Annotated in this window: 19 protein-coding genes and 2 riboswitches; of the genes, 3 read left to right on the top strand and 16 right to left on the bottom strand. The window is 64.0% G+C overall.

The features are described 5' to 3' along the window. Positions 1–95: 95 nt before the first annotated feature. The 14 genes from atzF to DIC66_RS06385 all read right to left on the bottom strand — a co-directional run bounded on the left by atzF (position 96) and on the right by DIC66_RS06385 (position 15,896). Positions 96–1,922, bottom strand: coding sequence for an allophanate hydrolase (gene atzF / locus DIC66_RS06450; RefSeq protein ID WP_117175252.1), 1,827 nt, complete (start codon positions 1,920–1,922; stop codon positions 96–98). A 29-nt stretch (positions 1,923–1,951) separates the two neighbouring features. Further along, entirely contained in the window at positions 1,952–5,644 is a 3,693-nt protein-coding gene (gene uca, locus DIC66_RS06445; RefSeq protein ID WP_117175250.1) for an urea carboxylase, read from the bottom strand. A gap of 29 nt (positions 5,645–5,673) precedes the next feature. After that, positions 5,674–6,324: an urea amidolyase associated protein UAAP2 gene (locus tag DIC66_RS06440; RefSeq protein ID WP_117175248.1), complete on the bottom strand. Its 651-nt coding sequence runs from the start codon at positions 6,322–6,324 to the stop codon at positions 5,674–5,676. 62 nt (positions 6,325–6,386) lie between these two features. Beyond that, a complete protein-coding gene (locus DIC66_RS06435) occupies positions 6,387–7,169 on the bottom strand; it encodes an urea amidolyase associated protein UAAP1 (protein WP_117175246.1) in 783 nt (260 codons plus the stop codon). Between the two features lie 43 nt (positions 7,170–7,212). After that, positions 7,213–8,037: an ABC transporter ATP-binding protein gene (locus tag DIC66_RS06430; protein WP_117175244.1), complete on the bottom strand. Its 825-nt coding sequence runs from the start codon at positions 8,035–8,037 to the stop codon at positions 7,213–7,215. Positions 8,038–8,039: 2 nt separating this feature from the next. After that, the gene (locus DIC66_RS06425; protein WP_199534679.1) at positions 8,040–8,867 is read right to left on the bottom strand and encodes an ABC transporter permease; all 828 of its coding nucleotides are present in this window, start codon (positions 8,865–8,867) and stop codon (positions 8,040–8,042) included. Positions 8,868–8,917: 50 nt separating this feature from the next. Next, a riboswitch (guanidine-I (ykkC/yxkD leader) is annotated at positions 8,918–9,025 on the bottom strand. A 216-nt stretch (positions 9,026–9,241) separates the two neighbouring features. Continuing rightward, positions 9,242–9,949, bottom strand: coding sequence for a hypothetical protein (locus DIC66_RS06420; RefSeq protein ID WP_117175240.1), 708 nt, complete (start codon positions 9,947–9,949; stop codon positions 9,242–9,244). A 68-nt stretch (positions 9,950–10,017) separates the two neighbouring features. Further along, positions 10,018–10,758 (bottom strand): N-acyl homoserine lactonase family protein, encoded by a 741-nt coding sequence (locus DIC66_RS06415; protein WP_117175238.1) that lies wholly within the window; start codon positions 10,756–10,758, stop codon positions 10,018–10,020. Next, positions 10,755–11,453 (bottom strand): cysteine hydrolase family protein, encoded by a 699-nt coding sequence (locus DIC66_RS06410; RefSeq protein ID WP_117175236.1) that lies wholly within the window; start codon positions 11,451–11,453, stop codon positions 10,755–10,757. The genes DIC66_RS06415 and DIC66_RS06410 overlap by 4 nt, the downstream gene beginning before the upstream one ends. Before the next feature lie 18 nt (positions 11,454–11,471). Next, positions 11,472–12,239, bottom strand: a complete 768-nt coding sequence (locus DIC66_RS06405; RefSeq protein ID WP_117175234.1) for a creatininase — start codon at positions 12,237–12,239, stop codon at positions 11,472–11,474. A gap of 45 nt (positions 12,240–12,284) precedes the next feature. Continuing rightward, on the bottom strand, positions 12,285–13,034 hold the full coding sequence (locus tag DIC66_RS06400; RefSeq protein ID WP_117175232.1) for an SDR family NAD(P)-dependent oxidoreductase: 750 nt from the start codon (positions 13,032–13,034) through the stop codon (positions 12,285–12,287). After that, complete coding sequence (locus DIC66_RS06395) at positions 13,034–13,834, bottom strand: SDR family NAD(P)-dependent oxidoreductase (RefSeq protein WP_117175230.1); 801 nt, start codon at positions 13,832–13,834, stop codon at positions 13,034–13,036. Before DIC66_RS06395 ends, DIC66_RS06400 begins: the two co-directional genes overlap by 1 nt. A gap of 1 nt (position 13,835) precedes the next feature. Continuing rightward, on the bottom strand, positions 13,836–14,849 hold the full coding sequence (locus DIC66_RS06390; RefSeq protein WP_117175228.1) for a fatty acid desaturase family protein: 1,014 nt from the start codon (positions 14,847–14,849) through the stop codon (positions 13,836–13,838). Positions 14,850–14,858: 9 nt separating this feature from the next. Next, complete coding sequence (locus DIC66_RS06385; RefSeq protein ID WP_117175226.1) at positions 14,859–15,896, bottom strand: ABC transporter substrate-binding protein; 1,038 nt, start codon at positions 15,894–15,896, stop codon at positions 14,859–14,861. Positions 15,897–15,949: 53 nt separating this feature from the next. Next, a riboswitch (guanidine-I (ykkC/yxkD leader) is annotated at positions 15,950–16,056 on the bottom strand. A gap of 326 nt (positions 16,057–16,382) precedes the next feature. Here DIC66_RS06385 and zwf point away from each other — a divergent pair. Beyond that, positions 16,383–17,846: a glucose-6-phosphate dehydrogenase gene (gene zwf, locus DIC66_RS06380; RefSeq protein ID WP_117175224.1), complete on the top strand. Its 1,464-nt coding sequence runs from the start codon at positions 16,383–16,385 to the stop codon at positions 17,844–17,846. A gap of 44 nt (positions 17,847–17,890) precedes the next feature. Here the strand turns inward: zwf and DIC66_RS06375 are convergent, their stop codons facing one another. Then, positions 17,891–18,193: a helix-turn-helix domain-containing protein gene (locus tag DIC66_RS06375; protein ID WP_233505809.1), complete on the bottom strand. Its 303-nt coding sequence runs from the start codon at positions 18,191–18,193 to the stop codon at positions 17,891–17,893. Continuing rightward, positions 18,186–18,497: a transcriptional regulator gene (locus DIC66_RS06370; protein WP_117175222.1), complete on the bottom strand. Its 312-nt coding sequence runs from the start codon at positions 18,495–18,497 to the stop codon at positions 18,186–18,188. Before DIC66_RS06370 ends, DIC66_RS06375 begins: the two co-directional genes overlap by 8 nt. A gap of 199 nt (positions 18,498–18,696) precedes the next feature. Between DIC66_RS06370 and groES the strand changes: the two genes are divergently transcribed. Continuing rightward, positions 18,697–18,987 carry a co-chaperone GroES gene (gene groES, locus DIC66_RS06365; protein ID WP_117175220.1) on the top strand — a complete coding sequence of 97 codons (291 nt, stop codon included), beginning with the start codon at positions 18,697–18,699 and terminating at the stop codon, positions 18,985–18,987. A 54-nt stretch (positions 18,988–19,041) separates the two neighbouring features. Next, positions 19,042–20,700, top strand: coding sequence for a chaperonin GroEL (groL, locus tag DIC66_RS06360; RefSeq protein ID WP_117175218.1), 1,659 nt, complete (start codon positions 19,042–19,044; stop codon positions 20,698–20,700). Positions 20,701–20,731 lie beyond the last annotated feature (31 nt).

Raw genomic sequence — 20,731 nt, 5'->3', positions numbered from 1 at the left:
AGCTGTCGCCGAAGAAAGGCCGCGACCGCTGCGATGCAATGATGGGTAGTGCGCGGGAGCGATCTCGACTTCGCAGATACCCGGCAACAGGCAGATCAAGACTGCTGCGCCAAATACGCCCTCCACCCTCCCAGGTGCGTGATGTCTTCAGCATTGAGTAGCGCATGGTGTTCGCACACAAAGCCCTGCACCGCACTGCCGTCTTCCAGCAGCACCGTGCCTATACCCAGGGGTGCGGGAATGCCGGCCACGAAGGAGCCAAATTCACTGGCGGGCAGGGTCCAGATTTCCAGCGCGATCGCACCGCCGCCTTCTGCCACGCGCACCATGCCGGGCCGCTTGGGTGGGCCGCCGGGCAGGGCCACAAATTTATAGAACGGCGCACTTTTGGTGGCGCGCAGCAGCTGCGCGCCGCGTTGCGTGAGTTGCCCGTTCAGCGGCAGGCCGCTGAGGTGGGCGCCGCACACGGCCACCTGCACCAGTCCGGAGGGGAAGGGCTTGGTGTCGGGCGTGGCCCCGGGCAGGCGGTGCGGCGCGTGGCGCGTGGCACCCACGATGGGCACAGCGCGGGCGTGCAGGCGCGCGGCCAGGTCCAGCAGGGGCAGGTCTTGCCCGGCCGGGGCCACCAGGGTGATGCCCCAGGGCATGTGGTCCATGCTTTCGCCCATGAAGCCGGTGGGCACGGCCACGGCGGCCAGGTCCAGCAGGTTCACAAAGTTGGTGTAGTGGCCCAGGTTGGAATTCAGGCGGATGGGGTCGGCCTCCACCTCGGCAATCTTGTAGGCGGTGCTGGCCGTGGGGGTGACCAGCAGGTCGATGCCGTCCCACACCGGGCGGGTCAGGCGCTCCATGTCCTTGAGCTTGTAGAGCGCGGCAAAGGTGTCGGGCGCGGTGATGGCAATGCCCTTCTCGGTGATGGCGCGGGTGACGGGGTGCAGGGAGCCGGGGCTTTTCTCGATGAAGGCGCGTATGGCCTGGTAGCGCTCAGCCACCCAGGGGCCTTCGTACAGCAGCGTGGCCACCGCGCGAAACGGTGACAGGTCCACGCTGACGGGCGTGCCACCCAGGTCAATCAGATGCTGCACAGCGCTGGCAAACTGCGCCGGGCCGTCCGGGTTGCCGTGAAACTCCAGGTCTTGTGCGCGCGGCACACCGAACCGAAAGCTGTTCGCCGCGCCGAAGTTGTGGCCATAGGGGCCGAAGCTGCGCGAGTAACTGTCACCCGCATCCTCGCCCTGCGCGGCAGCCAGCACGGCGGCGGCATCCCCGGCCGTGAGGGCAAACACCGAGACCGCGTCGATGCTGCGGCAGGCCGGTATCACGCCGGTGGTGGGCAGGCGCCCGCAGCTGGGTTTCAGGCCCACGAGGTTGTTGAGCATGGCCGGCACGCGGCCCGACCCGGCCGTGTCCGTGCCCAGCGAAAAGCTGGCCAGGCCCAGGCCCACGGAGACGGCCGAGCCGGCCGAGGAGCCGCCCGACACATAGTCCGGGTGGATGCTGTTGCGGCAGGCGCCAAAGGGCGAGCGCACGCCCACCAGGCCGGTGGCGAACTGGTCCAGGTTGGTCTTGCCCACCGGAATAGCGCCAGCGGCGATCAGGCGCTGCACCACGACGGCACTGACCTCAGGCGTGTACGCATAGTCGGGACAAGCGGCCGTGGTGGGAATGCCGGCCAGGTCGATGTTGTCCTTGATGGCAAAGGGGATGCCATAGAGCGGCAGGCTGTGCGGGTCCCGCCCCTCCAGCGCGCTGGCATAAGCCAGCATTTCATCCAAGGTGAGGCGGCGGATCCAGATGTTGCGCTGGAGCGCGGCGTCTTCGGCCAGCATGGCAGCGTGCAGCTGCGTGATCAGCTGCGCGGGGGTGAGCGTGCCGTCCAGATAGGCTGCGCGCAAGTGGGGGATGGAGAGATCGAGTCGCATCACAGGTCCTTCAACAATGGTTCGGGTATTCATATTTTTTTCTGGCGCATCAGCACCAGGGCCTGGCCTGCGGTCACGGCGTGACCCTCAGCGCAGAGCAGCTGCTCCACCACGCCATCCAGGGGCGCGAGCACGGCGATTTCCATCTTCATGGATTCCAGCACCATCAGGGTCTGGCCGGCAGTCACCTGCGCGCCTACGGCCACCTGCACGGCCCACACGCCGCCGGACACCTGGGCACACACCACCTCGCCATCAAAGGCCTCGGCCGCGGCGCTGCTGGCGTCCGACGCGCTTTCCGCATCCGGGCTCTCGGACACACCGGCCGCGCGCCAGCGTTCGCGCTCGGCCTCGAACGCGGCCTGCTGCACGGACTTGAAGCGCTGGATGGGCTCGGCGTTGTCCGCCAGGTACTGCCGGTAGTCGGACAGGCGAAACGTGCCCTCTTCGATGCGCAGCTGCACACGCCCGGCTACGAAGTCGCGCCGGTAGTCCAGCAAGGCCTGCGCCTCCATGGGATAGAAGCGGATCTGGTCAAAAAAGCGCAGCAGCCAGGGCTTGCCGGGCACGAACTGCGCGGTGCTGCGCCAGCGGTTCCACATCTGCACCGTGCGGCCCACAAACTGGTAGCCGCCCGGGCCCTCCATGCCATACACGCAGAGGTAGGCGCCGCCTATGCCCACGGCGTTCTCGGGCGTCCAGGTGCGCGCCGGGTTGTACTTGGTGGTGACCAGGCGGTGGCGCGGGTCCAGCGGCGTGGCCACCGGCGCGCCCAGGTACACATCCCCCAGGCCCAGCACCATGTAGCTGGCGTTGAAGACGATGTCATACACCGCCTGGATATCGCTCAATCCGTTGATGCGGCGTATGAACTCGATGTTGCTGGGGCACCAGGGCGCATCCGGCCGCACCGACTGCATGTATTTTTCAATCGCCAGTTGCGTGGCCGGGTCATCCCAGGACAGGGGCAGCCAGACCGTGCGGCTGGGCACCTCGATGTCGGCCGTGCTGGCCAGACGACTGCCCGCCTCCAGCAGCACGTCCATGAGCTGCGCCAGTGGCAAGGTCTGCGGCGCGTAATGCACCTGCAGCGAGCGGATGCCGGGCGTCAGGTCAATCACCCCGGCCAGCGTGCCCGCGTCGCGCAAGGCCTGCAGCTGCACCATGAGGGCGTGGACCCGAAAGCGCAGGTCGATGTCCAGTTTGAGTTCGCCGAACTCGATGAGCAGATAGGCATCCCCGGCGCGGCGGTAGACCACCTCGACGGCATCGCCCTGGGCCGGTGTGCGGTGCACGATGGGCCCGTCCAGGGGTTGGCAGCGGGTGGCTGTGGCGGGTGTTTCAGCAGGTGCTTGGGCGGCTGTTGGCGCCAGCACCGCGTTCTGTGCCTGCGCCAGTTCCAGCGCCTGCTCGTGCGCCAGCGGTACAAAGCGCACGGTGTTGCCGGGTGCCAGCTGGCCCAGCTTCCACAGCTCGGCCTGCACCACCGTGGCCGGACAGACAAAGCCACCCAGGCTGGGGCCGTCCGGGCCCAGGATGACGGGCATGTCGCCGGTGAAATCGATGGCACCCACGGCATAGGCGTTGTCGTGGATGTTGGAGGGGTGCAAGCCGGCCTCGCCGCCATCGTGCCGCGCCCAGGTGGGCTTGGGGCCGATCAGGCGCACGCCCGTGCGGCTGGAGTTGTAGTGCACCTGCCAGTCGGTGGCAAAGAACACCGCGATGTCGGCTTCGGTGAAGAAGTCGGGCGCGGCATGCGGGCCCATCAGCACGCCGATAGTCCAGTGGGTGCTGAAGGCGGGCACCAGCGCGGCAGCATCAAATGCTTGCGCGCCTGCCGCTGCGCCAGGCACGGGCAGCCCAGGCGCTGCGCTTACATCAGCATTGAGCACCAGCGCCTCTGCGCCCTGCTCTGCCCCCACATGCAGCACATCCCCCGCGCGCAGCACGCGCCCGCCGTGGCCGCCAAACTGCCCCAGGGTGAAGGTGGAACGGCTGCCCAGGTACAGCGGCACATCCAAGCCACCAGCCACTGCCAGGTAGGCGCGGCAGCCCGCGCCCAGCAACTTGCCAAGGCGCAGGGTTTGGCCGGCCTGCACGGAGAGCGGCACGGCACAAGGCACGGCCACGCCGTCCAGCGTGAGCTCCATGGCCGCACCCGTCACCACCAAGCGTTGCGAGCTGCGAAAGCGCAGCGTGGGCCCGGCCACGGTGATCTCCAAAGCGGCTGCGCCCTCGGGGTTGCCCAGCAGGCGGTTGGCCAGGCGCAGGGCCAGGCTGTCCATGGGGCCGGAGGGCGGCACGCCCACATCCCAGTAGCCCAGGCGGCCCGGCCAATCCTGCACCGAGGTCTGCACGCCGGGGCTTGTCACCTCAATGGCGCAGCTGACCGACTCAAAACTTGCCAGGCTGCGCGTGGTGTGCGTGCCCTGTACGAAGGGCACGAAGTCCATCACGTTTTGCAGGTATTCCAGGTTGCTTTCCAGCCCGCCCAGGCGCGTGTCCTGCAGGCCCTGGGCCAGCAGCTGCAGGGCGTGTTCGCGGGTATCGCCATGGGCAATCAGCTTGGCCAGCATGGGATCGTAAAAGGCGCTGACCTCGGTGCCGCGCTCCACCCAGGTGTCCACGCGCAGCTGCTGGGGGAACAGCACCTCGGTGAGCAGACCGGTGGAGGGCAGAAAATTGCGCGCCGGGTCTTCGGCATACAGACGCGCCTGGATGGCGTGGCCGCGTGCCTCAACCTGCAGGCTGCTCAAGGCAGGCAGGTCGCCACTGGCTTGGCGCACCATCCACTCCACCAGGTCCACCCCGGTCACCGCTTCGGTGACGCCATGCTCCACCTGCAGGCGCGCATTCACTTCCAGAAAGAAGAATTCCTGCGTGGCTGCGTCCACCACAAACTCCACCGTACCGGCCGAGCGGTAGCGGGCACTGGTGGCCAGGGCGCAGGCGGTCTGCAGCAGTTGCGCGCGCACCTCGGGCCTCAGATGCGGCGCGGGGGTTTCTTCCACCACTTTCTGGTTGCGCCGCTGCAGCGAGCAGTCGCGCTCGCCCAGGGCGATCACACCACCGGCGCCGTCGCCAAACACCTGCACCTCGATGTGACGGGCGTTTGCAATGAAGCGCTCCAGGAACACCCCGGCGTTGGAAAAATTGCTTTGGGCCATGCGCTTGACGGAGGCGAAGGCTTCGCCAAGGGTTGCGGCATCCGGGCACATCTGCATGCCAATTCCCCCTCCCCCGGCGCTGCTCTTGAGCATGACGGGGTAACCAATGGCCTCTGCAGCTTGCAGCGCCTCTGCCAGGTCCTCCAGCAGGCCGGTGCCGGGCAGCAGCGGCACGCCCGCCTGGGTAGCCAGGGCGCGCGCCGTGTGCTTGAGGCCGAACAGGCGCATCTGCTCCGGTGTGGGGCCCATGAAGGCCAGACCGGCGGCTTCCACCGCGGCGCAGAAGTCGGCGTTCTCGGACAGAAAGCCGTAGCCGGGGTGGATGGCCTGGGCGCCACTCTCCAGCGCGGCTGCGATGATGCGCTGCTGGTTCAGGTAACTGGCGGACACGGCGGCCGGGCCAATGCATACCGATTCACCGGCCATGCGCACATGCAGGGACTCGGCATCGGCCTCGGAATACACGGCCACGGTGGCCACGCCCAGGCGGTCCAGCGTGCGCATGACGCGGCAGGCGATGGCGCCGCGGTTGGCAACCAATACTTTTGTGAACATGGAGCTCTTTGCTTGTGTGGGGGCGGCGCTTATTGGGGGTCCCAGACCAGACAGCGAATCGGTGTGGGGTTGTAGGCGTTGCAGGGGTTGTTGAGCTGCGGGCAGTTGGAGATCAGCACCAGGAGGTCCATCTCGGCGCGCATCTCCACGTACTTCCCGGAGCCGGAGATGCCGTCCTCAAAGGTGAGTCCGCCTTCGGGCGTGACCGGCACATTCATGAAGAAGTTGATGTTCGACGCAATGTCACGCTTCTGCAAACCATAGGGGTTGTTGGCAATGGCCGCCATGAAGCTGTCGCGGCAGGCGTGCATGGTGCGTTTTTCCAGGGCGTAGCGCACGGTGTTGCTCTCACACGAACAGGCGCCGCCCAGGGTGTCGTGGCGCCCGCAGGTGTCGGCCACGATGGTGCACATCAAGTGGCCCTCGCTGCTCATGAGCTGGCTGCCCAGGCCCAGGTACAAAGCCTTTTGCGCCTGGATGGTGTGGGTCAGGCTGTAGTGCTCTTCGACGTCGTGGGCGTTGTAGAACAGCGTGTCCACAGCCTGGTTGCCTTCCAGATCGACGATGCGAAATATCTGGCCTTTGGCCAGGGGCTTGAGCCAGGCTTCACCGGCCAGCACGGTGTCATCAAGCACGGCGCGGGCGGGGTCCAGCAGGCTGGTTTGGGTGGTGGGTGACATGGGTGTGTCTTTCAAAATACGGGGTTGCGTTCGGGCCTGTGGCGTGTGCGAAAAGCAGCGGCTTAAAGAAACCAGCGCTCGGTGTTGATAAAGCCGCGGTCGTTCTCCGGGCAGTGCAGGCGGCACGGGTCATCGGCACCGGCCGTGCCCGAGCGCCACACCGTCATCTGCACATCACCGGGCTGGTACACGGGGGACGGGTCCAGCGGATGGGGGGCGGTGGCCAGCACCACCAGCAGGTTCATCTCGCAGCGCACATCCACGTACTGGCCGGATTGGCGATGGCTGGCATCGAAGGTCAAAGCGCCTTTTTCATCCGAGCGCACTTTGCTGAAAAAATTGACGTTGGCACCCATGTCGCGACGGCCGAGGCCCCATTTGTTGAGCTCCACCTCCAGGCTGTCCTGGCCGTTGCGGTGCATGGCGTTGCGTTGCTGCTGGTAGCGCGCCTCGCCATACTGCGCAGCAATGCCCGCGGCATTCGACACGCCGGAAAACGTGTCGTGCCAGCCACAGCTGTCCTCGGGAATAGAGCACAGCACGCGGCCCATGTCGGAGTACAGGGCGTGGCCCTGGGTGAGGAACGCGGTGTGCTGGGCCTTCAGGGTATCGGGCATGTTGTAGCGCTCGGTCTTTTCTTCGAGGTTGAAGAAGAGGGCTGCCACGTTGGCGCGGCCCTGCACATCGGTGAGGCGCAGGGTGTTACCCCGGCGCAGCACGCCGGACCAGTGGGCGCCGCCGTTCAGGTGCTCGTGCCAGAGCACCAGGTCTTCGGAAAACGCGGTGGAGTGCGCGGGCACGGCGGCACGGGCCAATGCGGGCAAGGTGGCGAAGGTGGTTTGCATGGTGTGATTCAAAAAGGGCTGCGTTGATCGGTGGGTACTGCCGTTAATGGGCCGCCAGGTTCAGGCGCTCCAGCATGTCGGTGTCGGTGGCCAGACCCGTGCTCTCGCGGATGCGCTGCAGGATCTCGGCGCGCAGGTCGCGGAACACAGGGCTTTGCTTCATGTCCTGCGTGCGATCGGCGGGCAGGGGCACGGGGAAGATGCTGTGGATGCGCCCGGGCCGGGGCTGCATCAGCACCACGCGCTGGCCCAAATAAATGGCCTCTTCCACGTCGTGGGTGACAAACACGATGGTGGTTTTTTCCACGCGGTGGATGTGCAGGATCAGGTCGTGCATGACCTCGCGTGTCTGCGCATCCAGCGCGCCAAAGGGCTCGTCCATCAGCAGCACCGAAGGCCGGCCCATGAGGGCGCGGGCAATCGCCACGCGCTGCTGCATGCCGCCCGACAGTTGGCTGGGGTAGGCCTTTGCCACCTTGGACAGGCCGATCAGATTGAGCAGCGCATCGGCACGGCCCGAAGCGGCTTCCACATCGGACGAGCTCAGGTCCTCGCGGTTGACTTTCAGGCGGCGGCTGAACTTGATGTTGTCGATGACGCTCAGCCATGGGTACAGGCTGTAGTGCTGGAACACCATGGCGCGGTCCGCACCCGGGCTGTGGATGGACTTGCAGTCGCACTGCAGCTCACCGCTGGAGCGGTATTCCAGCCCGGCGATGATGCGCAGCAGCGTGGACTTGCCGCAGCCCGAGGCGCCAACGAGCGTGACGAATTCGTTGTCCTCGATGTCCAGGCTCACGTCCTGCAGGGCCGCCATGGGTGCGCCCTCAAACACCTTGCCGACGTTGTGAATATGGAGTTTGCTCATGACTAGCCTTTGAGGTGTGCCCAGGGATACAGGCGGCGATGCAACCAGCGAAAACCCTGGTCCATGAGCAGGCCAATCAGGCCGATAAGGATGATGCCGGCAAATATCGTGTCGGTCTTGAGGAAGCGCTGCGCTTTCAGAATCGCGTAGCCCAGGCCGGAGTTGGCGGCCACCAGTTCGGCCACCACCAGATAGGTCCAAGCCCAGCCCATGGTGATGCGGAAGGTATCCAGAATGGCGGGCCGTGCCGACTGGCCCAGCACCAGGCTGATCATCTCGTTGCGGGTGGCGCCCATGGTGAGGGCCGCCTCGATTTGCGCCATGGGCACCAGGCGCACATTCTCGGCAATCATCAGCACCATTTGGAAAAACGTGCCGATAAAAATGATGGAAATCTTGGCGCTCTCGCCAATGCCAAACCACAGCATCACCAGCGGAATAAAGGCCACGGCGGGCATGTAGCGGATGAAGTCGGTGAGCGGCTCCAGCAAGGCTTCCACCGGGCGGAAGGCACCTATGAGCACGCCAATCGGCAGGGCCAGCACGGCCGACAGCACGAAGCCGGCCAGCACGCGGTAGATGCTGATGCCGGCGTCCTGCAGCAGGTCATCTTCCAGCAGCCAGGTGACGGAACGTTGCAGCACTTGCAGCGGCCCGGGCAGAAACACGCTGTCCACCCCGCCATAGGCTGACACCAGGCCCCAGGCCACAAAGGGCAGAAGCAGGCCGAGTGCGGCAAACAGCCAGTATTGGCGGCGCGACAGGTATCCGGCAATGCGCCAGATGCCGGGGCGTCTGGCGCCCGTGGTGGCGGGGATGGGGGTCGTCACGGTCAGCTCCCGAAGTTGAACATAGCAAGAGAGGACGGCTCACCACCATCTTCTCCCGGGCTTTTGTCCCTCCGTGGAGCCGCAGCGATGTGCGGCCGACAGCTCTCGGACCAGACAGCGCAACTGGTATTGCGCCCGGAACCCTAGCGGTCTTTTCAAGTCAAGCGCGGTGTGTTGGCACCTCTCGCCTCTCTTGCTTTGGATAACGCAACTTCGATGCCAGTTTTGTGAGGACTCTGCCACTGGGGTGAATGCTTCCGTTCGTGTCCCCCGAACCGGGCTGCGCCCGGTTCTCCTCCTTTACCTCACTGCAGCACCCACCCCAGCGTCATAGTCAGCCTGCCCGGTTGGCGCGCAAAGAAAGCTCCGCACTGTTATGGCGCGTCAGTCCACTCCAACACCTTCCATGCACTGACCTGGTTCGCCAACTGCACAGTTGCTGTGTGCTCCCCTGTGCGCTGCAAAGAAAGAGGCAGCGCCAGACCTTCAAGCTCCGGCACCAGAGAGTGCTCGATGTGCCATACGCCTTGTCGCAAAGACCCAAAGGAAATTTCAAAGTCCTGCCACGGCCGCACGCGCATCACGCAGGAGCCTGTTTGCAGCAAACGCTCGCCACTGTCGGCGCCGGTGATGGTGGTGCCAGCCAGGGCAATGCACACACCCACAGACTCGGGCATGCGCTCCCACACCTCCAGGTACTCTGAGTGGATGCCGCGCTCTATCACCCGCTCTGGCGTCTCGAAGACCATGGTGCCCGTGTCGGGGGTGGGACGGGGCGGCAGGAAATCAAAACGGCGATGCCAGGTGCAGATTTCGGTGTCGCCTGCGTGGCTGATTTCAGTGACGCCGCTAAAGCCTTGTTGGCTTTGGCGTTGGGCCAGTGTGGGCGTGCCGTCCGCGTTGCGCGCAGAGCTTGGCACGCGCAGGTCGGCATGCCACTGGCCGGTTTGCATCCAGCGCACACAGGTGCTGGCGTCGCGCAGTGTGGGGGTCTCCAGCAGGGTGCGCACCCAGACGCCGCGGTAGTGGTCGGGCACCTTGGGGAAAGAAACAGAGGCGGCAGATGGGGCTTCAGTCTTCATTATTCGAAAGGCTCCGGGAAGGTTTTATTCAGCGCGCGGTAAAACGCCATGTCGTGGTTGGGCCAAAGTCAGGCGCCGGTCTCGGCGGCCAGTTTTTTGAGGCTGCGGATGCTGTCTATGGCCTGCTGCTCGCGGCCATGCCACAGGGTGCCGGGGGCGATTTCATCGTCCAGGTTTTCCTGCAGGTCCGCAGCATCCCCGGCCAGCAGAATCGGCGGGCCTTTGGGCAATTCGATCCACATCGACATGTGGCCGGCGGTGTGGCCCGGGCTGGGCACGGCCTGCACGCCTGGCAGCAGGCTGTAGGCGCCGTGCTGCACCTTGAACTGCAGGGGTGTGCCCGCGTCGTCCACCAGGTCATCGGCAAACACGGCCCCATCGGCACCGCTGCGCGCCACCTCCAGCTCGTCATGCTGCACATGGATCTCGGCACCGCAGCCGCAGCGCCGCAGTTCTTTCAGTCCCCCGGCATGGTCGAAGTGCAGATGGCCCACGAATATCACGTCCACATCGGCGGCAGTCAGCCCCAGGCGCGCCAGGTGGTGGGGAATGCGCTGCGCTTCTTCCATCTGCGGAGCACCGAACGCGAAGACCGCGGGGTTGTAGTGCTGCGCGCGCAGGGCCGCATTCTGGATCTTGTGGTAATCGCAGCCCACGTCATAGAGGATGCGGCCCTGCGTGGTCTCTATCAGGTAGGCCAGGATGGGCGCTTCGATCTGCTGGCCGCGCCCCCGGTTGTAGGTGGAGATGGTCTTGTCGTAGACGTGGGTGGCGGTGAGCAGGGGCCAGAATTTTTTTACCTGCGTCATGGGGTGCTTCCCTGCGCTTGTCCCATGTCTTGTCCATGCCACTGCGCGAGTATGTCTTCGGTACTGCACACGCGGCCAAAGATCCCACCCTCCACGCCCACCATGGCCAGGGCCGGCTCCTGCAAGGCGGCCTCGCTGGCGGCAGTGGCATCGGCCACCACGCTGCAGGCATAGCCGCGGTCCACGGCTTCGCGCAGGGTGCTGTGCACGCAGACTTCGGTGGTCACGCCGCACAGCACCAGCTGGCGTATGCCGCGTGCGCGCAAGCCGCTTTCCAGCGCCGTGCTGTAGAAGGCGCCGTAGCCGGGCTTGTCGATCACCCACTCGCCCGGCAGGGGCTGCAGCGCATCGACAAAATCATGTCCATATTCACCGCGTATCAACAGGCGCCCCAAGGGGCCCTGGCTGCCAATTGGCGCGCCCCCGCGCACACTGCGCGCCAGCTTCTCGGGTGGGCAGTCCGACAGGTCGGGCTTGTGGCCTTCGCGCGTGTGCACCACCATCACGCCGAGATGGCGCGCTGCCGCCAGCAGCCGTTCGATCTGCGCAATCGGCTGCGCCAGACTGCCTACGTCCAGGCCCGCGTTGTCGGCATAGCCGCCGGGGCTGCAGAAGTCGCGCTGCATGTCGATAACGAGCAGGGCCAGCGATTGCAGGTGAATCGGCGGAACAGGGGGTGTACGGCTGGGCTGCATGGGCAGGGTTGTTTGCCGCTAGCTCTTGAAGCCGCTGCGAATGGCCGCCGCAATGCGCTGCGCCACTTCGCGCGCCAGCAGACTGCCCTTGGCCGCGTCCGAGCCGCGCGCCGAAGACAGCACGCCCGAGGGCGGAACCCAGTCGGTACGGATGGGGTACATCTCGTAGGGCGGAAAGTTGGGCGTCACGTCCTCGGGCAGCAGGTCCATGCGCACCAGGCTGGGGTGGTAGTGCAGCATCATGGAGGTTTCCAGCACGGCCGCGTGCTCCAGCGCAAAGCCGGGAAAGCCCTCGGGGAACACATCGGCCAGGGTGCTCTCGGTCATGAAGTCCCAGTACTCCAGGCGCATGACTTCCAGCGTGCCCTGTGGACCGATGTCGCGCAGGCCCAGGTCTATGCCCTCGATCAGAAACCACTGGTTCTCGTAATGGCCGTTGAGGATGACCAGGCGCTTCAGGCCGTGCCGCGCAAACTCGCGCACGGCATCGCGCACCGAGCCGATCAACGTGGCCGCGTCCACACTGGTGGTGCCACAAAAATGCTGGCCGCCGCCGCACTTGGGCTGGGACTTGTAGCCATACGACAGCGTGGGCGCCACCAGGCCGCCCACCAGCGCGGCCGCGTCGGCCGCCACAGCCGCCGACAGCAAACCATCGGTACCCAAAGGCAGGTGCGGCCCGTGCTGCTCCAGCGCGCCCACGGGCAGGAAGACCGGGGGCTGCTCGGAAGTGATGCGGGCTTGGTAGTCCACCCAGGAGAGTTCGTTCATCCAGACAGTTGCCATGGTGTGTGTCCTTTACAAAATGAAATCAGGTGGGTCTGACAGCGCTCAGCCCATGAGCGCGCCGCCGTTGGGGCCCAGAACCTGGCCACAATAAAAGCGCGCCATGTCGGAGGCCAGGAACAGGGCGGTGGCGGCTATTTCTTCGGGCTCGCCAAAGCGCTGCATGGGGATGTCCATCTCCTTGGCGCGCCATTCCGGGCTCATGTGCTCGGCATCCAGCATGGCGGTGTTAATGGGCCCGGGCGCAATCGCGTTGATTCGGATATGCGGCGCAAACTCGCGCGCCAGCGAACGCGTAAGACCAATCACGCCAGCCTTGGCCGCGCAATAGGGCGCGAACTGCGCGCGGCCCAGAATGCCCAGCTCGGAGGCGATGTTGATAACCACGCCGCTGCCCGCCTCCACCATGGCCGGCAGCACGGCGCGACAGAGCAGGAATACCGATTTCAGATCGGTGCCCAGCATGCGGTCCCAGTCCGCCTCGCTGGTTTGCAGAAACGGTTTCTCCTGGATGATGCCGGCGTTGTTGACCAGGATGTGGACGGGGCCCAGCGCTTGGGTGGCTTGCTGCAGCAGGCGTTCCACATCGGCGGCGCGGCTGACATCGGCCTCGCAGGCGAAAGCCTTGCCGCCTGCGGTTTCGATCTCAGCGACTACTGCGTCGGCATCGGCTGCATGGCCCAGGTGGTTGATGACCACGCAAGCACCGGCCTGCGCATACGCCAATGCGATGGCGCGGCCTATGCCGGAGCTGGCGCCGGTGACCAGCGCGGTGCGGCCTTTTAAAGAGAGCATCACGCCATCACCTCGCCGTTGCTGGCCACCAGGGACTGGCCGGTGAGAGGCGCGGCATCGCTGCTGGCCAAAAATAAATACACGCCAGCAATGTCATCCGGCGTCAGCATCGTGGGCAGGGCTTGCAGGGCGAGCAGGTCTTTTTCCACGGCGGCCTCGGTGCGGCCCTGGGCCAACGCCATGGCAGTGAGCGAGCGCATGGCGGCGTCCGTCCGTATCCAGCCCGGGCACACAGCGTTCACGCGGATACCGCGCGGCGCCAGCTCAAAAGCCAGGGCGCGCGTGAGGCCAATGACGGCGTGCTTGCTGGCCACATAGGCCGAGAAGCCGGCCACGCCCGTGCGGCCCCAGATGGAGGACTGGTTGATGATGCTGCTACCCTGCCCCATGCACGGCAACACGGCGCGCGTGAGGCGCACCATGCTGCCCACGTTGTTGTCCAGCAGCGCACTCCAGCGCGCCATGGCATCAGGCGCATCGCTGTCCAGTGGCGTGGGGTACTCCACACCGGCGTTGTTGAGCAGCACGTCCAGCGTGCCATAGCGTTTTTGAAAGTCTTGCGCGAAGGCGGCCACCTGCGCGTCGTCGCCCAGATCGCAGAATGCTGTGTGGATGCTCGCGCTCGGCACGGCATCTGCACCCAACTGATCTGCCAGCACCTGCAGCGCCTCGACACTGCGGTCCAGCAATATCAGCCGAACGCCCTGCGCGGCAAAGGCGCGTGCCAGCCCCGCACCTATGCCACCGGCAGCGCCGGTGATCAGCACCGTTTTGCCCTCCAGCGCGTAGTGCGGGCGCACGTCAGACCGCCGTTAAAAACGACACGCCCACAGCACCCAGAAAGCCATCGGCACGGCGTGCGTTGCTCGGGTCCAGCACTTCACCGTAGTTGGATGACAGCACGCGCTTGACGCGGTTGATATGAAAGCTGCGCAGCAACTCGCCCACGGTAATCACCTGCGCGTAGTCATCCGGGTACAGCTCCTTGTGGAAAGCGGGCAGTCGGTACCAGGGCGCGGTGGGGCGCTCGTGGTGGGCATTGTGAAAGCCGAAGTTCAGCCAGATCAGGTTGAGCCAGCGGTTGTTCAGGCCCACCACATCGCTGTAGGTGTTGGCCTGCTCATAGGCCCGGTCACGCAGCTTGTCAGCGGGGATGGGGGTTTCGTCCAGGATGGGATAGGAGTCGTAGGTGTGCTGGAAGCAGTCGGCAAAGCGCAGAAAGGTGATGAACAGCCACTGCGACAGGCAATACAGCACCGCAGCCTTGGGTGACCAGACCATCAGCAAGGCAAAGGCGCTGAGGCGCACGGCGATGATGGCCAGCATGCGGGCGCGCTGGTCGCGCCGCTTGGGCTCGGTGAATGGCAGGGCAATGACAAAGCCGCGCATCAGGTATTCCACTGCGGGAAAGTAGGCCCACTCCAGCGCCAGCACGCTATTGCGAAACCAGGCCGGCGAAGCGCGCAGAAAGGCTTGCACATCAAAGGTGATGACGTCGGCCCGCTCCACGTGGTGGCGCATGTGCTTGCGCCGCATGTCGGCAAAAGGGGCGTAGCAGCTGCCATTGAGCCAGGTCATCAGAGTGCCCCAGCGCTCGTTGGTGCGCTGCACTTTGAAGATGGCGTTGTGGGCCAGTTCGTGGATGTAATAAGCAGACCAGATCAGGGCCTGGGTGAGCAGCACAAAGCCGATGGCGTTGGCCCACCACGGGGCCGCGCCAATAAGCGCCAGGCCACCCACGTAGCCGACCAGGGTGAAGCTCAGCGCTGCCACATTGGGCAGGACGCCGTCGGGGTATCGGAACAGGGTGGCCATGGCAGCGGCTTACTTCTTGGTCAGCGCGGTGACAAACTGCGCATCAAAAGTGGACTCGGTGGTGGGGATGGTCTTGATCTGGCCCTTGGCCTTTAGCAGGTCACCAATCACTGCGCCACTTCCAAAGTAGGACGTGGTTTCCTTGGACTGCACAAAGGCCTTGGGCATCTCGGCCAGCGGAATGTTGTACACGCCGGAGAGCTGTTCCTTGACTTCCTTGGCCGACACACCCATGAACTTGCCAATGATCTTGGCAGCCTCATCGGGCTTGGCTTTCATATAGGCCATGCCGTCCAGGTAGGCCTTGATGATGCCGCTGATCTCGGTGGGCTTGGCCTTGATGACCTTCTCGTCAAACACCATCACGTCGGCAATCAGGCCGGGTGCATTCTTGGAGGAGAACACCACCTTGAATTTCTTGCCGCCGCCCTGGCTCAGGATTTGCGACAGGCTGGGCTCGTAGGTCACGCCAATGGGCAACTGGCCTGAGGCCATGGCAGCGGGCACGGCTTCGGGCGTCATGCTGACCCCATTGATGTCCTTGTCGGTCAGGCCATTGCTCTTGAGCGCGTAGGACAGCAGGAAGTCCGAAGGCGAGAGCGGGTTGAAGCCGATCTTCTTGCCCTTGAAGTCTTTCACGGTCTTGATGCTGGCGTCGGCCACGATGGCGTCGCCGCCGTTGGAGTAGTCGATGGGCATGACGACCTTTTGCATCTTGCCGTCCGCCACCTGGCCCACCACCTGGTCATAGGTCAAATGGCCGCCGTCGATGGCGCCGCTGGCAATGGCCGCCGGGATCAGGGCCGGGTCGGTGAAGACCTGCAGCGAGACCTTGAGGTTGTACTTCTTGTACAGGTCCAGGGCTTCGGCGACGTAGAAGGGGCCGTAGCCGATCCAGACCACGGTGCCGATTTTCATTGACGTGGGACCGGCCGCAAGAGCGGAGGCAGTGGCCAGCGTGGCGCACAGACCCAACAGGGTCTTGAGGCCGACGCGCTTGCTCGGGCTGTTCAGGGTACGGGCAGGGACTTGATGGAAAGCGCTCATGTGAAAACTCCTTGGTTGGATGACAGGCGCAGGAAGAGACGATCGATGAATCGTTCTCCCGGGCTTTTGTCCCTCCGTGGAGTCTCTTGCGAGACCGGAGCACTCTCGGACCAGACATCAAAGGGCGACACCCCCGACCGGAACCCTAGTGCTCCTACGCTAGAGCAATCGTGAATACATCCACAGATCGCACTTCTTGCTGACGTACTGCTACGCAAGTGGCATGCCATGTTGGCAAAGTGGCTGTGGTGGCTCTGGCCAGCCCGCAGTGCACGCAAACAGGTGCATAGACAGCGCGTCGCACTTCCCTTTTTGTGCCGTGCAAGGGGCTGTGCCGTGTTGTGGTGCATGGCGGGTGCACTGCTTTGGCCGCGGCGCGGGTTGCCGCACAGGCGAGGCGGCTGGAGTCGGTTGGCGGCGGATAGAACAAGGCTGGTGTGAATGTTGCGTCCTCCCCGGGCTTTTGCAGTGGAAAGAACCCAAAGCATGGCAAAGATTCCCCCGGGCGTTGGCCCCCGCTTCCCGCAGGTGGTGGTGTTGTTTGGTGCCACGGGCGACCTGGCCAAGCGCAAGCTGCTGCCGGGCCTCTACCACCTGGCCAGTGCGGGCTTCATTCCGGGCTGCCGCATCATTGGCGTGTCGCTGGATGACATCGATGCCGATGCCTTCCGCTCTGTGGCCCGCTCGGCGCTGGACGCGTTTTTCAACCGCAAGATCACACCGGGTGACTGGGATGCCTTTGCCGGCAGCCTGGACTATGTGCCCCTGTCGGCCGGCCCGGCAGCCCTCAAAGCGGCAGTGGACGCCGCACGCGCCAGCCTCGGGGGCGAGACCCGGCTGCTGCACTACCTGAGCGTGCCGCCCAGCGGGGCCCTGCCGGCCGTGCGCATGCTGGGCGAGGCCCAGTTGGTGGAGGGTGCGCGCATCATCATGGAGAAGCCCTTTGGCGTGGACCTGGCCAGTGCCGTCACACTGAACGGCAAGTTGCACGAGGTGTTTGCGGAGGAGCAGATTTTTCGCATTGACCACTTCCTGGGCAAGGAGCCGGCGCAAAACATCCTGGCCTTCCGCTTTGCCAACGGCCTGTTCGAGCCGATCTGGAACCGCAACTTCATTGACCATGTGCAGATCGACGTGCCCGAGACGCTGGGCCTGGGCAAACGCTCGGGCTTCTACGAGCAGACCGGCGCCTACCGCGACATGGTGGTGACGCACCTGTTCCAGATCCTGGCCTTTATTGCCATGGAGCCACCCACGGCGCTGGAGCCCGCGCCCATCAGCGAAGAGAAGAACAAGGTGTTTCGCAGCATGCTGCCCATACAGCCTTCTGACGTGGTGCGCGGCCAGTACAGCGGCTACCGCGATGAGGACGGCGTGGACCCGCAAAGCGAGACCGAGACCTTTATTGCGCTCAAGTGCTTTATTGACAACTGGCGCTGGGCCGGTGTGCCCTTCTTCCTGCGCACCGGCAAGCGGCTGGCCGAGGGGCAGCGCATCATCTCGATTGCCTTTCGCGAGCCACCCAAGAGCATGTTCCCGGTAGGCTCGGGCGTGGGTGCGCAGGGCCCCAACCACCTGACCTTCGATCTGGCCGATGCTTCCAAGATGTCGCTCTCGTTTTACGGCAAGCGCCCCGGCCCCGGCATGCGCCTGGACAAGCTCAGCCTGCAGTTCGCCATGCGCGACACCGGACTGATGGGCGAGGTGCTGGAAGCCTACGAGAGGTTGATCCTGGACGCCATGCGCGGCGACCGCACCCTGTTCACCACGGCCGACGGCATTGAGCGGCTGTGGCAGGTGTCACAACCCCTGATGGAGGCGCCCCCGCCCGTGCGCCTGTACGAGCCCGGCTCCTGGGGACCGAAGTCCATTCACCAGCTGATCGCACCGCATGCCTGGCGGTTGCCGTTTGAGCGGGCCTGGAGAAACCCGGATCAGACGGGGGGTTGAGGGCGGGCTATCGGCCGGACAAACCTGCGCGAGCCCACTTCATTTCATGCCACCAAACGCATGACTTCCGGTGAATGCGCAGCAATGCGCAACAATGTCCTGGCCGCACCCGATGGTTCACGCCGACCTTGCTCCCAGTCTTGCAAGGTCCGCACTGACACGCCCAACAAGTGAGCAAACTCAGACTGTGACACGCCCATTTTGGTCCGCGCCTCTGCGGCCGAGGTCAAAACAACCTCCGTCGTACGTGCGGCTTTGCCTGCTTTCATTTGACGAACCGACTGCAGCAGGTCGCTTTGGAACTGCTGCATTTCCTTGTCCACCGACTTGGCGATTGCCTTAGCCATATTCCACCTCGTATTTAAGTTTTGCCAAAAATTCTACGGGAAGGTTGTCGAACTTTGCCTTTGCGTACACGATCAACAACCAGATACGACCTTCGACTGTGTTGAAGTAGATGACCCGTGCACCTCCGCGCTTACCCATACCGCCCCGACTCCAGCGCACTTTGCGGCAGCCGTGCGAGCCCGGCACAACATCACCTGCCAGCGGGTTGGCTGCAATCCAGTTGATGAACTCGGTACGCGCGGCATCCGACCACACGACCGCTGCGTACCTTTGAAAAATTTCGGTTTCAGAGACCGTGTGCATGGCTCGATTATACGGCAGTGCCGTATTAAATCAAGAAGCCCGATCTGGGACAAGCTCTTGAATCCCCCCCAAACACCCTTATCATTAGCACTCAGCTCAGACGAGTGCTAACATCGCCGCCTGAACCCGACACCGGTGCCTGCTCTGTGCAGTGGGCGCCTTGTTTTTTACCTCTGTTTCAAAACCAAGGAGATTCCTCATGAAACTGCGTCCTCTGGCCGACCGCGTGATCGTCAAACGCGTTGAAAGCGAAACCAAAACAGCCTCCGGCATCGTCATCCCCGACAACGCCGCTGAAAAGCCTGATCAAGGCGAAGTGCTGGCAGTTGGCCCCGGCAAGCGCAATGACAAGGGCGAAATCGCCGCTCTGACCGTCAAGGTTGGTGACCGCGTTTTGTTCGGCAAATACAGCGGCCAGACCGTCAAGGTCGATGGCGACGAGCTGCTGGTCATGAAAGAAGACGATTTGTTTGCAGTGGTTGAGAAATAAGTTCTCCCCCGCACAACAAGTCCTTTTTAACTTTTAAATTTTTGGAGTCCTAACATGGCAGCAAAAGACGTAATTTTCGGCGGCGAAGCCCGCGCACGCATGGTTGAAGGCGTGAACATCCTGGCCAACGCGGTCAAGGTCACCCTGGGCCCCAAGGGTCGTAACGTGGTTCTGGAGCGCTCTTTCGGCGCCCCCACCGTGACCAAGGACGGTGTGTCCGTGGCCAAGGAAATCGAACTCAAGGACAAGCTGCAGAACATGGGCGCGCAGATGGTCAAGGAAGTTGCTTCCAAGACTTCTGACAACGCTGGTGACGGCACCACCACTGCTACCGTGCTGGCCCAGGCCATCGTGCACGAAGGCATGAAGTACGTGACCGCCGGCATGAACCCCATGGACATCAAGCGCGGTATCGACAAGGCTGTGGAAGCCCTGATCGCCGAACTGAAAAAGGCTTCCAAGCCCACCACCACCACCAAGGAAATCGCACAGGTTGGCTCCATCTCCGCCAACAGCGATGAATCCATCGGCACCATCATTGCCAACGCAATGGACAAGGTCGGCAAAGAAGGCGTGATCACCGTGGAAGACGGCAAGAGCCTGCAAAACGAACTCGACGTCGTTGAAGGCATGCAGTTTGACCGCGGCTACCTGTCGCCCTACTTCATCAACAACCCCGAAAAGCAATCCGCTTTGCTGGACAACCCCTTCGTGCTCCTGTTCGACAAGAAGATCAGCAACATCCGTGACCTGCTGCCCACCCTGGAGCAAGTTGCCAAGGCTGGTCGTCCCCTGCTGATCATTGCTGAAGATGTCGAAGGCGAAGCCCTGGCAACTCTGGTGGTCAACACCATCCGCGGCATCCTGAAGGTGGTGGCTGTCAAGGCTCCTGGCTTTGGCGACCGTCGCAAGGCCATGCTGGAAGACATCGCCATCCTGACCGGTGGCAAGGTGATCGCTGAAGAAATCGGCCTGACCCTGGAAAAAGTGACTCTGGCTGACCTGGGTTCCGCCAAGCGCATTGAAGTGGGCAAGGAAAACACCATCATCATCGACGGCGCCGGCGCTGCTGCTGACATCGAAGCCCGCGTCAAGCAAGTGCGTGTGCAGATCGAAGAAGCCACCTCCGACTACGACCGTGAAAAGCTGCAAGAGCGCGTGGCCAAGCTGGCCGGCGGTGTTGCCGTGATCAAGGTTGGCGCTGCCACCGAAGTCGAGATGAAGGAAAAGAAGGCCCGCGTGGAAGACGCACTGCACGCTACCCGCGCTGCTGTGGAAGAAGGCATTGTGGCTGGCGGCGGCGTGGCTCTGCTGCGCGCCAAGCAAGCTGCTGGCGAGATCAAGGGTGCTAACGCTGACCAGGACGCCGGTATCAAGCTGGTGATGAAGGCCATCGAAGCCCCCCTGCGCGAAATCGTCTACAACGCAGGTGGCGAAGCCTCTGTGGTGGTGGCTGCTGTGTTGGCCGGCAAGGGCAACTACGGCTTCAACGCTGCCAACGACACCTACGGCGACATGATCGAAATGGGTATTCTGGACCCCACCAAGGTGACCCGTACTGCCCTGCAGAACGCGGCTTCCGTGGCATCCCTGATGCTGACCACCGAGTGCATGATTGCCGAGTCTCCCAAGGCTGACGGTGGCGGCATGGGCGGCGGCATGGGTGGTGGTGATATGGGTGGGATGGGCGGCATGGGCGGCATGGGCATGTAATTGCTCGCCTTGCCTGAGGTTCCAGGCCGTC

Origin of the sequence: Rhodoferax lacus, assembly GCF_003415675.1 — a bacterium.
GTDB classification, from domain to species: Bacteria; Pseudomonadota; Gammaproteobacteria; order Burkholderiales; family Burkholderiaceae_C; genus Allorhodoferax; species Allorhodoferax lacus.
Note: the sequence above shows the minus strand (reverse complement) of the source record. Positions and strands in the feature narration are given on the sequence as shown.

Coding starts and splice junctions, on each gene's coding strand:
- uca (WP_117175250.1), bottom strand. CDS start 5,644: ATGTTCACAAAAGTATTGGTTGCCAACCGCGGCGCCATCGCCTGCCGC.
- DIC66_RS06375 (WP_233505809.1), bottom strand. CDS start 18,193: ATGGCTAAGGCAATCGCCAAGTCGGTGGACAAGGAAATGCAGCAGTTC.
- atzF (WP_117175252.1), bottom strand. CDS start 1,922: ATGCGACTCGATCTCTCCATCCCCCACTTGCGCGCAGCCTATCTGGAC.
- DIC66_RS06400 (WP_117175232.1), bottom strand. CDS start 13,034: ATGCTCTCTTTAAAAGGCCGCACCGCGCTGGTCACCGGCGCCAGCTCC.
- DIC66_RS06430 (WP_117175244.1), bottom strand. CDS start 8,037: ATGAGCAAACTCCATATTCACAACGTCGGCAAGGTGTTTGAGGGCGCA.
- DIC66_RS06440 (WP_117175248.1), bottom strand. CDS start 6,324: ATGTCACCCACCACCCAAACCAGCCTGCTGGACCCCGCCCGCGCCGTG.
- DIC66_RS06420 (WP_117175240.1), bottom strand. CDS start 9,949: ATGAAGACTGAAGCCCCATCTGCCGCCTCTGTTTCTTTCCCCAAGGTG.
- DIC66_RS06385 (WP_117175226.1), bottom strand. CDS start 15,896: ATGAGCGCTTTCCATCAAGTCCCTGCCCGTACCCTGAACAGCCCGAGC.
- groES (WP_117175220.1), top strand. CDS start 18,697: ATGAAACTGCGTCCTCTGGCCGACCGCGTGATCGTCAAACGCGTTGAA.
- DIC66_RS06370 (WP_117175222.1), bottom strand. CDS start 18,497: ATGCACACGGTCTCTGAAACCGAAATTTTTCAAAGGTACGCAGCGGTC.
- DIC66_RS06415 (WP_117175238.1), bottom strand. CDS start 10,758: ATGACGCAGGTAAAAAAATTCTGGCCCCTGCTCACCGCCACCCACGTC.
- zwf (WP_117175224.1), top strand. CDS start 16,383: ATGGCAAAGATTCCCCCGGGCGTTGGCCCCCGCTTCCCGCAGGTGGTG.
- DIC66_RS06390 (WP_117175228.1), bottom strand. CDS start 14,849: ATGGCCACCCTGTTCCGATACCCCGACGGCGTCCTGCCCAATGTGGCA.
- DIC66_RS06410 (WP_117175236.1), bottom strand. CDS start 11,453: ATGCAGCCCAGCCGTACACCCCCTGTTCCGCCGATTCACCTGCAATCG.
- DIC66_RS06405 (WP_117175234.1), bottom strand. CDS start 12,239: ATGGCAACTGTCTGGATGAACGAACTCTCCTGGGTGGACTACCAAGCC.
- groL (WP_117175218.1), top strand. CDS start 19,042: ATGGCAGCAAAAGACGTAATTTTCGGCGGCGAAGCCCGCGCACGCATG.
- DIC66_RS06435 (WP_117175246.1), bottom strand. CDS start 7,169: ATGCAAACCACCTTCGCCACCTTGCCCGCATTGGCCCGTGCCGCCGTG.